This window comes from Sphingomonas sp. MM-1 (genome assembly GCF_000347675.2).
Taxonomy (GTDB): Bacteria; Pseudomonadota; Alphaproteobacteria; order Sphingomonadales; family Sphingomonadaceae; genus Sphingomonas_E; species Sphingomonas_E fennica.
Map to the genome: position 1 here is coordinate 640369 of NC_020561.1, position 12842 is coordinate 653210.

Consider the following 12842-nt stretch of genomic DNA (forward strand, 5'->3'; position numbering starts at 1 on the left):
GCCCGTATTAAGGCGACACCCGGCCGCGCACCTGCTACCGCAAGCGGGCCTATTCCGGCACGCGCGCCAGTCGCGCAGGAGAACATCATGTCGCGCGCCATCAATCTCAACGCCTCCCCGGCGGAAGTCCAAGCCATGTGCGACCGCCACCATGCGCGCGTTACCGCCATCGAAAGCCTGCTTTCCGGCGGCACCAGGGTCGTGCTGGCGAATGGCGATGCCGCCGCCATCATCACCAAATCCTTCGGCAGCAAGGTCATCAAGGGCAATGTGAAGCGCGTTCCCCTTGCGCTCGCCGGCCAGTGGGTGGCGTGAAGCGCGCGGCCGGGCCGCCCCTTTCCTGACGCGCCTTCGCTCAATCCAGCGGATGCCGCCCTAGCCGACCATCATTTCAATGGCCGGCGGGTGGCCCAGGAAGGCCGAGGGGCTGGCAGTGGCCCCGTAGGCGCCGGCCATGAACACGGCGACGATATCGCCCACCTCCGCGCGGGGCAGCAGCACCTTTTCGGCAAGCCGATCCAGCGGGGTGCAGAGGCAGCCGACGATGCTCGCCACCTCGGCCGCTTCCTCCGTGAAGCGGCTGGCGATGGCCACCGGATAGTTGCGGCGGACGACCGTGCCGAAATTGCCCGACGCCGCGAGCTGGTGATGAAGCCCGCCATCGGTGACGAGGAAGACCTCGCCATGGCTGATCTTCCGGTCGACGATGCGGGTCAGATAGACGCCCGCCTCTCCCACCAGCCAGCGGCCAAGCTCGATCGCGAACGCGCTTTGGGCAAGCGCCGCCGGGCGATCGGCCAGCCTTTCGCCCAGCGCCGCACCGATGGTGTCGATATCGAGCGGCTTTTCCGTGGGGAAATAGGGAATGCCGAAACCGCCGCCGAGATTGACGAGCGGCGGTAGCGCGCCGACCTCCTCCGCCAGCCTTGCGGCGAGCGCGAGCGTGGCGGCCTGCGCCTCGATGATCGCGGCGGCATCCAGCGCCTGCGATCCGGCAAAGATGTGGAAGCCGCGCCAGTCCGCCCCGGCGGCGATCATGTCGCGGCAGAGCGCGGCCGCCTCCGCCTCGTCCACGCCGAAGGGCCGCGCACCGCCGCCCATGCGCATGCCCGATCCCTTGATCTCAAAATCGGGGTTCACCCGCACGGCGAGCTTCGGCCGGATGCCGAGCCGCCCGGCAATGGCGATGGCGCGCCAGCCTTCGGCGGCGGATTCCAGGTTCAGGGTGACGCCGGCGGCGATCGCGGCCTCGAGTTCCCGATCGCGCTTGCCGGGGCCGGCAAAGGAGACGTGATCGGCAGCCATGCCGCTGGCAAGCGCGACGCCCATCTCGCCCGCCGAAGCGACGTCGAGGCCGTCCACCAGCCCCGCGAAGGCGGCGACGACATCCGGGTTCGGATTGGCCTTCATCGCATAATGGATCGCGACCTCAGCGGGCAGCGCGGCCCGAAGCGCGGCAACGCGCGCGGCCATGATCGCGCGGTCATAGACGAAGAGCGGCGTATCCCCGGCCTCGGCGACCAGCGCGGAGACGGGATGGCCGCCCACGGCAAGCTCGCCACCGATCGCCCGGTAATCGGCCGGGATGGTTCCCATCGGCTTCATGCCGCAAGCTCCGCCTTCAGGCCGGCGCGATCGACCTTGCCATTGGCGTTGCGGGGAAGATCCGCCCGCCAGACGATCGCGCGCGGCTGCATGAAATTGGGGAGATCGCGCTTCAGCGCATCGCGCAGCGCCGCCTCCTGCGCGGGATCGCCCCTGAGGACGAGGAGGATCGCCTCGCCCAGCCGATCGTCCGCCACGCCGATGGCGACGGCTTCCGCCGCAAGCCCGGTGGCGATGGCGGCTTCCTCCACCTCCGTCGGGCTGACGCGGTTGCCGGACGTCTTGATCATCTCGTCATCGCGGCCGACGAAGTGGAGCAGCCCCTCCCCGTCCACCGCCACCGTATCGCCGGACCAGACGGCGGCGCCGCCATAAAGCGAATGGGAGGGCGCGGGGCGGAAGCGGTGCGCGGTCCGCTCCTCATCGCGCCAATAGCCTTGCGCCACCAGCGGGCCGGCATGGACCAGCTCGCCCGGCTCGCCGGCTTCGGTGGGGCTGCCGTCGGCGCGGACCACCATCACCTCGGCGAAGGGAATGGCGCGGCCAATGGATTCCGGGTGGGCATCGACCAGGGCGGGATCGAGATAGGTGGAACGGAACGCCTCCGTCAGCCCATACATCGAATAGAGATCGGCATTGGGGAAGAGCGCGCGCAGACGGCGGATCAGCGGCACCGGCAGGCGGCCGCCCGAATTGGTCAGGCGGCGCAGGCGGGCGGCGGTTTCGGCCGGCCAGTCCGCCTCGGCAAGCTGCACCCACAAGGGCGGCACGCCGGCCAGCGTGGTGATGGCGTGGCGTTCCACCGCGCGGATCACATCGCGCGCGGTGAGGTAATCGAGCGGGTGGACGCAGCCCCCCGCCGCCCAGGTGGAAAGCAGCTGGTTCTGGCCGTAATCGAAGCTGAAGGGCAGCACGGCGAGCGTGCGGTCATCCGGCCCAAGCCGCAGATAATGCGCGACGGAAACGGCGCCCAGCCACAGATTGGCGTGGCTCAGCATCACCCCCTTGGGCCGGCCGGTGGAGCCGGAGGTATAGAGGATGGCGGCCAGACCGGCCGGATCGGCCGAGGACGGCGGCAGGCCGGACTGGGCGGCGAGCGTGGCGGCGCCGGCCTCGTCCTCGATCAGCAGCGCGCAATCGGCGGGGCGGTCCCCCGGCTCCAGCGTCGCGACGCGGCTGGGGCCGGCGATCAGCAGCGCGGCCCCGCTATCGGCGAGGATGTGGGCAAGCTGGGCGCGCTTCAGCAGCGGGTTGACGGGGACGTGAACGAAGCCGGCCCGCGCGCAGGCCAGCGGCAGCAGGCTCGCCAGCCGCGTCTTCGCCAGCCATGAGGCGACGCGCGCGCCGGGGGCGAGACCGCGATCGGCCAGCGCGCGGGCCAGCGCGCCCACCGCGCGATCGAGCCCCGTATAATCCAGCGCGCCAGCCCGATCGACCAGCGCCAGCGCACCGGCCGCGCCCATCAGCGGCAGATGATCGAGCGGGCGGGGATCGGGATTGGGATCGGTCGCGGGCACCCCTCATGCTCCTTCGCGCTGATGCTGGGCCGGAGGCGATAGCGCGCCCACGGCCCGGTGGAAACCCGGCCGATGCTTGTCCCGCGCGTGCGAAGCGGCTAGGCGACCGCCGTTCGGGTTCGCCAGAAGACGAGGAATTAGATGGTCGGCGATGGGATCGATGTCGAAACGGCGGTTCGCGGCGTGCTGGGCGACGTGCTCGGGCTGGGCGATGCGCGCACGGCCGCGCTCGAACCCGGAACACCGCTGTTCGGCGCCATGCCGGAACTCGATTCGATGGCGGTGGCCGGCCTGCTGACGGAGCTGGAGGACCGGCTGGGCATCATCATCGACGATGACGAGGTGGATGGCGAGCTGCTGGAAAGCTTCGGCGCGCTGGTGGCCTTCGCCAAGGCCAAGGTGGCGAAGGCGGCCTGAGGCCGCCTCCCCCCATATCCTCAGGCCGCGGCCGTGGCCTTCGCCTCGAAATCGGCATGGGCCAGGAAGCGTTCCGCATCCAGCGCCGCCATGCAGCCCGTGCCCGCCGCCGTCACCGCCTGGCGATAGACCTTGTCCATCACGTCGCCGCAGGCGAACACCCCGGCCACGCTGGTCCGCGTGCTGCCCGGCTCCACCGCGATATAGCCGTCGCTGTCGAGCGCGATATGGCCGCGGAAGAGATCGGTGGCCGGCGAATGGCCGATCGCGACGAAGCCGCCGTCGACATCGAGGCTGCTGACCTCACCCGTCACCGTATCGCGCAGCGAGAGCGCGACGAGGCCCTCGGGATCGCCGCCGCCCACGAACTCCGCGACTTCCTTGTTCCACAGCACCTTGATGCGCGGATGGGCGAAAAGGCGGTCCTGGAGAATCTTTTCCGCGCGCAGCGAATCGCGGCGGTGGATCAGCGTCACGTCCGGGCTGTGGTTGGTCATGTAGATCGCTTCCTCGACCGCGGTGTTGCCGCCGCCGATCACCGCGACCTTCTTGCCGCGATAGAAGAAGCCGTCGCAGGTGGCGCAGGCGGAAACGCCCTTGCCCTGCAGCTTCAGCTCGCTGGGCAGGCCCAGCCAGCGCGCCTGGGCGCCGGTGGCGATCACCACCGTATCGCCTTCATAGACGGTGCCGCTGTCGCCGATGAGGCGGAAGGGGCGCTTCGAGAAATCGACCTCGACGATCGTGTCCCACATCATCCGCGCGCCGACATGCTCGGCCTGGCGCTGCATCTGCTCCATCAGCCACGGGCCCTGGATGACGTCCGCGAAGCCCGGATAATTCTCCACATCGGTGGTGATGGTCAGCTGGCCGCCCGGCTGGATGCCCTGCAGCACGATCGGCGCCATCCCGGCGCGCGCGGCATAGATCGCCGCCGAAAGGCCGGCCGGCCCCGAACCGAGGATGAGCATGCGGGTGGAATGGGTCGCGGTCATGGATCGCCTTTGCTCGTGAATCTCAATATCTCGCGCCCGAGATAGGGCGTGGGGGGGCCACACCGCAAGGAATGGAAATTCTCGCGGCCCGGAAAGGCTGGCTCGGGCGCCGGCCGGAAAACATCGCTGGAAGGAGGAAGGAAGCGTGGTGGGCGCGACAGGGATTGAACCTGTGACCCCACCCGTGTGAAGGGTGTGCTCTACCGCTGAGCTACGCGCCCACGCTTCGCTTGAGGCCGATCATCGGGGCCAGCGGGGCTGGCGATCGGCGTTGCGGGGAGGCGCTTAGGCGGTCGCCGCGGACTTGTCCAGCCCCATCGGCGAGATATCCCCAGATCAACGCGACATCGCGCGCGATTGCGGAGAAGCGGCCGGCCCGATCCCCACCGGGCCGGCCCCGATCCTTAGTTGACCGCGTCCTTGAGGCCCTTGCCCGCCTTGAACTTCGGCTGGCTGGACGCCTTGATCTTCATCGGCTCGCCGGTGCGCGGGTTGCGGCCGGTGGATGCCTTGCGCTTGGAGACCGAGAAGGTGCCGAAGCCGACGAGGCGAACCTCATCCCCCTTCTTGAGCGCGCCGCTGATCGTATCGAAAACCCCTTCCACGGCCTTCGAAGCGTCGTTCTTGCTGAGGCCTGTCGCCTCGGCGACCGACGCGATCAGTTCTTGCTTGTTCATGCCCGAGGAACCCCCTTGAATAAGGTGCGATTATTTGAGTCGCGGCCAAGGCCGGGCGCGCATCTAAGAACAGCGCCGATAGGCGTGTCAAAAGGAAAGCGCGCCTAAATAGCGGGTTTTTCGAGGTTCGGGCCGATTTGGCGCGGCTCGATTCGGTGCCGGAGCGAAAAAAGAAAGGCGACGACCCGGTAAAAACCGGATCGCCGCCCCTCGTTCGCCTTGGCGAATCAGTGGTGAATCGCAGCCCCGGCCTCGCCGGCAAGATGCGGCACGGGCGGCGCGGCCAGATCGTCCGCTTCCGTCCAGTCGATCGGCGAAACCGGCTGGGCCAGCGCCAGGGCCAGCACCTCATCGACATGCTTGACCGGCGTGATCTTCAGCCCTTCGCGGATATTGGCGGGGATTTCCGCCAGATCCTTCTCATTCTCCTGCGGGATCATCACGTGGGTGATGCCGCCGCGCAGCGCCGCCAGCAGCTTTTCCTTGAGGCCGCCGATCGGCAGCACCCGGCCGCGCAGCGTGACTTCGCCCGTCATCGCCACCTCGCGCCGCACCGGAATGCCGGTGAGCGTGGAGACGATCGCGGTGACGATGCCGATGCCGGCGGAAGGGCCGTCCTTGGGCACCGCGCCCTCGGGCAGGTGGATATGCACGTCCTTGCGGCCGAACAGGCTGGGCTTGATGCCATAAGCCGGCGCGCGGGCCTTTACGAAGGAGAAGGCGGCCTGCACGGATTCCTTCATCACGTCGCCCAGCTTGCCGGTGGTGGCGATGGCGCCCTTGCCCGGCACGGTGACGGCCTCGATCGTCAGCAGCTCGCCGCCGACCTCCGTCCAGGCGAGGCCGGTGACGGCGCCGATCTGGTCCTCCTCCTCGCCCACGCCGAAGCGGAACTTGCGGACGCCGGCGAACTCGGAAAGATTTTCGGGCGTGATCTCGACCGTTTCGGCCTTGCCTTCGAGGATGCGGCGCAGCGCCTTGCGGGCGAGCTTCGCGATCTCCCGCTCCAGCGTGCGGACGCCGGCTTCGCGGGTATAATAGCGGATCAGGTCGCGCAGGCCGGCGTCGGTGAGGATGAACTCACCGGCCTTCAGCCCGTGCGCCTCGATCTGCTTGGCGATCAGGTGCGCCTTCGCGATCTCGACCTTCTCGTCCTCGGTATAGCCTTCGAGCCGGATGATCTCCATGCGGTCGAGCAGCGGCTGCGGCAGGTTCAGCGAGTTGGCGGTGGTGACGAACATCACGTCCGACAGGTCGACATCGACCTCCAGATAATGATCCTGGAACTTGCTGTTCTGTTCGGGGTCGAGCACCTCCAGCAGCGCGGACGCGGGATCGCCCCGAAAATCCTGGCCGAGCTTGTCGATCTCGTCGAGCAGGAAGAGCGGGTTGGACGTGCCCGCCTTCTTGAGGTTGGTGACGACCTTGCCCGGCAGCGAGCCGATATAGGTGCGGCGATGGCCGCGGATCTCGGCCTCGTCGCGCACGCCGCCCAGCGACTGGCGCACGAATTCGCGCCCCGTCGCCTTGGCGATCGAGCGGCCGAGCGAGGTCTTGCCCACGCCGGGCGGGCCGACGAGGCACAGGATCGGCCCTTTCAGCTTGTTGGTGCGCGCCTGGACCGCGAGATATTCGACGATCCGCTCCTTCACCTTCTCCAGCCCGTAATGATCGGCATCAAGCACGGCCTGGGCGACGGCGATATCCTTCTTGAGCTTCGACTTCTTGCCCCAGGGCAGGCCGAGCAGCACATCCAGATAATTGCGGACGACGGTCGCTTCGGCCGACATCGGCGCCATGGTGCGCAGCTTCTTCAGCTCCGCATTCGCCTTTGCGCGGGCCTCCTTCGAAAGCTTGAGCTTGGTGATCTTCTGCGCCAGCTCGGCCAGCTCGTCGCCGCCCTCGCCTTCCTCGGCATTGCCCAGCTCGCGCTGGATCGCCTTGAGCTGCTCGTTCAGATAATATTCGCGCTGGGTCTTCTCCATCTGCCGCTTCACGCGGCTGCGGATCTTCTTTTCCACCTGGAGGACGCCCAGCTCGCCTTCCATGAAGGCGAAGGCCATTTCGAGCCGCTTGGCGGGATCGAGCTCGACGAGCAGGGTCTGCTTGTCGGCGACCTTGATGTTGATGTTGGACGACACCGCATCGGCCAGCCGCGCCGGATCCTCGATCTGGCTGAGCTGGACGGCGGTTTCGGCCGGCATCTTCTTGTTGAGCTTCGCGTAATTTTCGAACTGCTCGACCACCGAGCGCATCAGCGCCGCGATCTCGTCACCCTCGGCCGGCTGATCGTCGATCAGGTCCACCGAGGCGGTCAGATGATCGCCGTCGGCATCGAGCGTGGCGAGCGCCGCGCGCTGGCGTCCCTCCACCAGCACGCGCACGGTGCCGTCGGGCAGCTTCAGGAGCTGGAGAACGGTGGCGACGACGCCGATATCGTAGAGCGCGTCGCGATCGGGATCATCCTCGGACGGATCGAGCTGGGCGACCAGGAAGATCGCCTTGTCCGCCGCCATCGCGCTTTCCAGCGCGGCCACCGATTTGTCGCGCCCCACGAAGAGCGGAACGATCATCTGCGGGAACACGACGATGTCGCGCAGCGGCAGGACGGGGAGGATTTCGGTCATGCAAACTCCGATGCGGGGCGGAAAGGTCGAGGCCGCCCGCGTGATTCCTTGGTCACTTATCTGTTATATATATGGGCGCGGCACCGTCCCGCATCAACGGGCGCACGGAATCCTCTTCATATCGGATCTGAAACAAAATCCTTCCGCGGCAATAATCTCCTTGCGTCGCAGCGTCTTGGTGCGGGGAAGGCGGCGACGCCCTCCCCCGCCCGCCTCAGTGCCGCGTCTGCGTCATCCGATCGACCCAGGCGATGCCCAGCGCGGAGAGGATGAAGGCCATGTGGATGATCGCCTGCCACATCACGCCTGTCTCCGTGACGCGCGCGCCGGGCATGCCGATGGCGCTCGCCTCGATGAAGGTCCGCAGCAGATGGATCGAGGAGATGCCGATGATCGCCATGGCGAGCTTGACCTTCAGCACGCCCGAATTGACGTGGCTCAGCCATTCGGGGTTGTCCGGGTGCCGTTCCAGCCGCAGCCGCGAGACGAAGGTTTCATAACCGCCGACGATCACCATCACCAGCAGGTTGGATATCATCACCACGTCGATCAGGCCGAGCACGACGAGCATGATCTGCTGCTCCCCGAAATCGGCGGCGTGGGTGACGAGGTGCCACAACTCCTTGAGGAACAGGAAGACATAGACGCATTGCGCGACGATCAGCCCGACATAGAGCGGAAGCTGCAGCCAGCGCGACGAGAAGATCAGCAACGGCAGCGGCCGGAGCCGCGCGGGGGTTTCGATCTGGGGCGTGGGATCGGGAAGACTGGCCATCGGTCCTTGGAAACATGGTTGACGGGATGGACACCCTGTAGAGACCATCCGCGCCGGTTTCTGTTTCAAAGCTTTGCGGGCCGAAGTTGGCGTGCGTCCTTTTCCGTCACCCCAGCGCAAGCTGGGGTCTCAGGATGCAAGTCCGATGTCATCCGCCAGATCATGCCAGCATGGATTGACCTTCTCGATAAGCGCCACCTTCCAGGCACGCTTCCATGCCTTGAGCGCCTTCTCACGCGCGATCGCTTCCTCGATCGAGGAATGTGGCTCGGCAAGTACGAGCCTCTGCAGATTGTAGCGCCGGCAAAAGGCCGATCCCAGGCCTTCGCGATGCTGCGCCACTCGTGCCGCCAGATGCGCGGTTACACCGATATACAGCACGCCGCGCGGCTTGTTGGTCATGATATAGGTCCAGCCGCCGCGCTCCATGATCGGAATCTAGCGGCAACCTCATGAGATGCCAGCCTGCGCTGGCATGACGAAGAAAGAGAACGGAGCGTCTCCGCCCCTACCGTTCCGGGCGCAGGCGATCGTCGGCCAGGTCGCTGAACTTGGTGAACTTGCTCTCGAACTTCAGCGTCACGGTCGCGGTGGCGCCGTGGCGGTTCTTGGCGATGACAAGCTCGGCCAGGCCGTGGGCATCGGCCATCCGCTTCTGCCAGGTATCGAAGGCGGAGACCGCGCCGGCATCGTCGCCGGCATCGACCGAGGCTTCCTTCGGTTTCTCGAAATTGATGTAATATTCCTCGCGATAGACGAACCAGACGATATCGGCGTCCTGCTCGATCGATCCGGATTCGCGCAGGTCCGAAAGCTGCGGCCGCTTGTTCTCGCGGCTTTCGACCGCGCGGCTGAGCTGGGAGAGCGCGATCACCGGAACGTGCAGTTCCTTGGCGAGCTGCTTGAGGCCGCGGCTGATTTCCGAAATTTCCTGCACGCGGTTGCCGTCGCGCGAATTGCCGGAGCCCTGGAGGAGCTGGAGATAGTCGACCACGATCAGGTCGATGCCGCGCTGGCGCTTCAGCCGGCGGGCGCGGGTGCGCAGCGCCGCGATGGTGAGGCCGGGCGTGTCGTCGATATAGAGCGGCAGATTCTCCAGCTCCGCCGCCGCGCGGGCGAGGTTGCGGAAATCCTGGTGGCTGATGTCGCCCATGCGCAGCTTCTGCGAGCTGATCTCCGCCTGTTCGGACAGGATACGGGTGGCGAGCTGGTCCGCCGACATTTCGAGGCTGAAGAAGGCGACGCCGGCGCCCACCGACCTGGCATCGGGAATGCCGTCCTCCCGGTCGCGCACGCGGCGTATCGCGGCGCTGAAGGCGATGTTGGTGGCGAGCGAGGTCTTGCCCATGCCGGGGCGGCCGGCGAGGATGATGAGGTCCGAACGGTGGAGGCCGCCGATCCGGCTGTTCACGCTGTCGAGGCCGGTGGTGATGCCGGAGACATGGCCGCCCGAATTGAGCGCGCGCTCGGCATTTTCGACCGCCAGCTTGGTGGCCTGGCCGAAGCTCTTGACGCTGCCCTGCTCGCCGCCTTCCTCCGCCACGCGGTAGAGCGCGACCTCGGCCGCCTCGATCTGGCTCTTGGGATCGACCGACTCGCTGGTGTCGAGCGCGTTTTCCACCATGTTGCGGCCGACGCCGATCAGTTCGCGCAGCAGCGCGAGATCGTAGATCTGGGTCGCGAAATCGCGCGCGCCGATCAGCGCGGCGCCGCTGCCGGTCAATTGCGCGAGATAGCCGGGGCCGCCCAGCTCGCGCATCGCCTCGTCCCCTTCGAACATCGGGCGGAGCGTGACGGGGTTGGCGACCATGTTGCGATCGACCAGCTTGAGGATCGCATCATAGACGCGGCCATGAACGGGTTCGAAGAAATGATCCGAACGCAGGCGGACCTGCACGTCCTCGCACAGGCGGTTATCGATCATCAGCGCGCCGAGGAGGGCGGCTTCCGCCTCCACGTTGCGCGGCAATTCGGCGGCATCCGCGGAAGCCGCGGGCATCAATCGGACAGGTTCGGCCATGGCGCGCATCATCGCCGATGCGGGCCGCCGCGACAATCGGAAAGGCGAGTCCCTCCCGCGAAATGCGGACGAACCTCAACCTTGCAATGCCTATGGCATGGCAGGATAATATAAGCATGACTACGAATAGCCCCGACATGCCGGCCAATGTCCCCGAAAGCATCGGATTGCTGCTGCACGATACGGCGCGCGCCTTCCGCTACCGCTTCGACGCGCGGGCGCGCGGGCTGGGGGTGACGCGCCAGCAATGGCGCGCCTTGTTCCACATCTCCCGCAACGAAGGGCTGAACCAAGCCGAACTGGCCGACCGGCTGGAGGTGGAGCGGATCACGCTCTGCCGCATGGTCGACCGGCTGGCCGAGGCCGGGCTGGTCGAACGCCGCGCCGATCCGCGCGACCGGCGGGTATGGCGGCTCCATCTGCTGCCCGCCGCCCATGCCATCGTCGATCGGCTGGAGGCGCTGGGCAAGGAAGTGGAAGGCGAGGTTCTGGCCACATTGACGAAGGATGAGCGAAACCAGCTGGTTGACAGCCTGGAACGGCTCCGCGAGGCGCTGCGCGAGAAAGACGGGCGCCCCGGCGACGCGCGAAAGCAGGTAGCATGAACGACATGACATCGATCAAGGCGGACGGCGCGGCCGAGGTGGCGGGCAAGGCCCGGTCGCGCTGGCGGTGGCCGCTGATGCTTTCCGTTCCGGCGGTGATCCTGGCCGGCGGCGGCTGGCTGTGGGCGACGAGCGGGCGGAGCGTTTCGACCGACAACGCCCAGGTGGGCGCCGACATCATCAGCATATCGCCGGAGGTGGGCGGCCGGATCGTCGAGGTGGCGGTGCGCGAGAATCAGCGGGTGAAGAAAGGCGACCTGCTGTTCCGCATCGATCCCGAACCCTATCGCATCGCGCTGGCCCAGGCGGAGGCGGACGTGGGCAATGCCCGCATCCAGGTGAACGAGATGTCGAGCACCTTCGTCTCCAAGGAGGCGGATATCGGGGCGATGGCATCGGACGTGCAGCTCGCCCAGGAGAATTTCGCGCGGCAGAAGGACCTGCTGGACAAGGGCTTCACCACCCGCGCCGCCTATGACGCGGCACGCGCGGCGCTGGCATCGGCCGAGGCGAAGCGCGCGGTGGCGTCCGCCGACGCCAATGCCGCCCGCGCCAAGCTGGGCACCGCCGGCGCCGGCCTGCATCCGCAGATCGCCGCCGCCATCGCCGCGCGCGACAAGGCCGCGCTGGACCTCGCCCGCACCGAGATCCGCGCGCCGGCCGACGGCGTGATCGTGCAGGTGGACAAGCTGCAGCCCGGCTCGATGGCGATCGCGTCGCTGACCAGCGCGACGCTGGTGGCGGGCGGCAATTACTGGGTGGACGCCAATTTCAAGGAAACCCAGCTCGCCCATGTCCGCGTCGGCCAGAAGGCGGAGATCGCCTTCGACGCGATGGACGGCAAGGCGTGCGCCGCCCATGTCGCCAGCATCGGATCGGGCACGGGATCGCAATTCTCGATGCTGCCGGCACAGAATGCCACCGGCAATTGGGTGAAGGTCACCCAGCGCGTGCCCGTGCGGCTGAAGCTGGACTGCACCCCCGATCGCCCGCTGGTGGCGGGATCGAGCGCGGACGTCACCGTCCACGTGCGGAGCTGAGGGGCAGGGAGGCCCGCCTCCCCTCCTCCGCCCTTTGCGATTCGCCGGCCGCTCGGATAACAGCGGGCGGGACACCTATGGCCGATCCGCGCATCATCGCCGTCGATCTCGACGACAAGACGATCATCTGGCGCAATGCCGATGTCGAGCAGGAACGGCGGATCGCGATCTTCGATCTGTTGGAGGGCAATCATTTCCATCCCCAGCGGGATTATCCGCAAGGCTATGCCGGCCCCTACCGCATCCGCCTGCGGGTGGAGGAAGGGCGGCTGGCGATCGACATTTCGAGCGCGGACGGCCAGCTCCTGGAAACGCTGATCCTGGGGCTTGCGCGGTTCCGCCGGCCCATCAAGGATTATTTCGCGATCTGCGACAGTTACTACCAGGCGATCCGCCAGGCCACGCCCCAGCAGATCGAGACGGTGGACATGGCGCGGCGGGGCATCCACAACGAGGCGGCGGATCTGCTGATGGAACGTTTGCGGGGGAAGATCGACGTGGATTTCGATACGGCGCGGCGCCTGTTCACGCTGATCTGCGTGCTGCATATCCGGGGTTGAGGACGAA

13 protein-coding genes and 1 tRNA gene are annotated in these 12842 nt (G+C 67.1%); 5 read left to right on the plus strand and 9 right to left on the minus strand.

From position 1 onward, the window contains the following. Nucleotides 1-87 precede the first annotated feature (87 nt). A complete protein-coding gene (locus tag G432_RS03025) occupies nucleotides 88-315 on the plus strand; it encodes a hypothetical protein (protein ID WP_015457344.1) in 228 nt (75 codons plus the stop codon). Nucleotides 316-375: 60 nt separating this feature from the next. On the opposite strand, the gene G432_RS03030 is transcribed toward G432_RS03025, so the two are convergent. Together G432_RS03030 and G432_RS03035 are read right to left on the minus strand one after the other, a co-directional pair. Next, nucleotides 376-1605, minus strand: coding sequence for a pyridoxal-dependent decarboxylase, exosortase A system-associated (locus tag G432_RS03030; RefSeq protein WP_015457345.1), 1230 nt, complete (start codon nucleotides 1603-1605; stop codon nucleotides 376-378). Beyond that, nucleotides 1602-3068, minus strand: a complete 1467-nt coding sequence (locus G432_RS03035; RefSeq protein WP_051128789.1) for an acyl-CoA ligase (AMP-forming), exosortase A system-associated — start codon at nucleotides 3066-3068, stop codon at nucleotides 1602-1604. Before G432_RS03035 ends, G432_RS03030 begins: the two co-directional genes overlap by 4 nt. Before the next feature lie 195 nt (nucleotides 3069-3263). Here G432_RS03035 and G432_RS03040 point away from each other — a divergent pair, with 195 nt between their 5' ends. Then, nucleotides 3264-3539 carry an acyl carrier protein gene (locus G432_RS03040; protein WP_015457347.1) on the plus strand — a complete coding sequence of 92 codons (276 nt, stop codon included), beginning with the start codon at nucleotides 3264-3266 and terminating at the stop codon, nucleotides 3537-3539. 20 nt (nucleotides 3540-3559) lie between these two features. Here G432_RS03040 and trxB read toward each other — a convergent pair whose 3' ends face one another. The 7 genes from trxB to G432_RS03075 all read right to left on the minus strand — a co-directional run bounded on the left by trxB (nucleotide 3560) and on the right by G432_RS03075 (nucleotide 10630). After that, nucleotides 3560-4531 carry a thioredoxin-disulfide reductase gene (gene trxB / locus G432_RS03045; protein ID WP_015457348.1) on the minus strand — a complete coding sequence of 324 codons (972 nt, stop codon included), beginning with the start codon at nucleotides 4529-4531 and terminating at the stop codon, nucleotides 3560-3562. A gap of 146 nt (nucleotides 4532-4677) precedes the next feature. Continuing rightward, nucleotides 4678-4752, minus strand: a tRNA-Val gene (locus G432_RS03050). A gap of 183 nt (nucleotides 4753-4935) precedes the next feature. Continuing rightward, a complete protein-coding gene (locus tag G432_RS03055) occupies nucleotides 4936-5208 on the minus strand; it encodes an HU family DNA-binding protein (RefSeq protein ID WP_015457349.1) in 273 nt (90 codons plus the stop codon). A gap of 227 nt (nucleotides 5209-5435) precedes the next feature. Beyond that, nucleotides 5436-7835 carry an endopeptidase La gene (gene lon, locus G432_RS03060; RefSeq protein ID WP_015457350.1) on the minus strand — a complete coding sequence of 800 codons (2400 nt, stop codon included), beginning with the start codon at nucleotides 7833-7835 and terminating at the stop codon, nucleotides 5436-5438. Between the two features lie 214 nt (nucleotides 7836-8049). Further along, a complete protein-coding gene (locus G432_RS03065; protein WP_015457351.1) occupies nucleotides 8050-8610 on the minus strand; it encodes a TIGR00645 family protein in 561 nt (186 codons plus the stop codon). A 129-nt stretch (nucleotides 8611-8739) separates the two neighbouring features. Beyond that, nucleotides 8740-9039, minus strand: coding sequence for a GIY-YIG nuclease family protein (locus G432_RS03070; RefSeq protein WP_015457352.1), 300 nt, complete (start codon nucleotides 9037-9039; stop codon nucleotides 8740-8742). 79 nt (nucleotides 9040-9118) lie between these two features. Then, nucleotides 9119-10630 carry a replicative DNA helicase gene (locus tag G432_RS03075; protein ID WP_015457353.1) on the minus strand — a complete coding sequence of 504 codons (1512 nt, stop codon included), beginning with the start codon at nucleotides 10628-10630 and terminating at the stop codon, nucleotides 9119-9121. Nucleotides 10631-10746: 116 nt separating this feature from the next. On the opposite strand from G432_RS03075, the gene G432_RS03080 reads away from it, so the two are divergent. The 3 genes from G432_RS03080 (at nucleotide 10747) to G432_RS03090 (ending at nucleotide 12835) form a co-directional block, all read left to right on the plus strand. Then, the gene (locus G432_RS03080) at nucleotides 10747-11235 is read left to right on the plus strand and encodes a MarR family winged helix-turn-helix transcriptional regulator (RefSeq protein WP_236626840.1); all 489 of its coding nucleotides are present in this window, start codon (nucleotides 10747-10749) and stop codon (nucleotides 11233-11235) included. Next, nucleotides 11232-12275 carry an HlyD family secretion protein gene (locus tag G432_RS03085; RefSeq protein ID WP_015457355.1) on the plus strand — a complete coding sequence of 348 codons (1044 nt, stop codon included), beginning with the start codon at nucleotides 11232-11234 and terminating at the stop codon, nucleotides 12273-12275. The genes G432_RS03080 and G432_RS03085 overlap by 4 nt, the downstream gene beginning before the upstream one ends. A gap of 77 nt (nucleotides 12276-12352) precedes the next feature. Further along, nucleotides 12353-12835 carry a UPF0262 family protein gene (locus G432_RS03090; protein ID WP_015457356.1) on the plus strand — a complete coding sequence of 161 codons (483 nt, stop codon included), beginning with the start codon at nucleotides 12353-12355 and terminating at the stop codon, nucleotides 12833-12835. The last annotated feature ends 7 nt before the right edge of the window (nucleotides 12836-12842 follow it).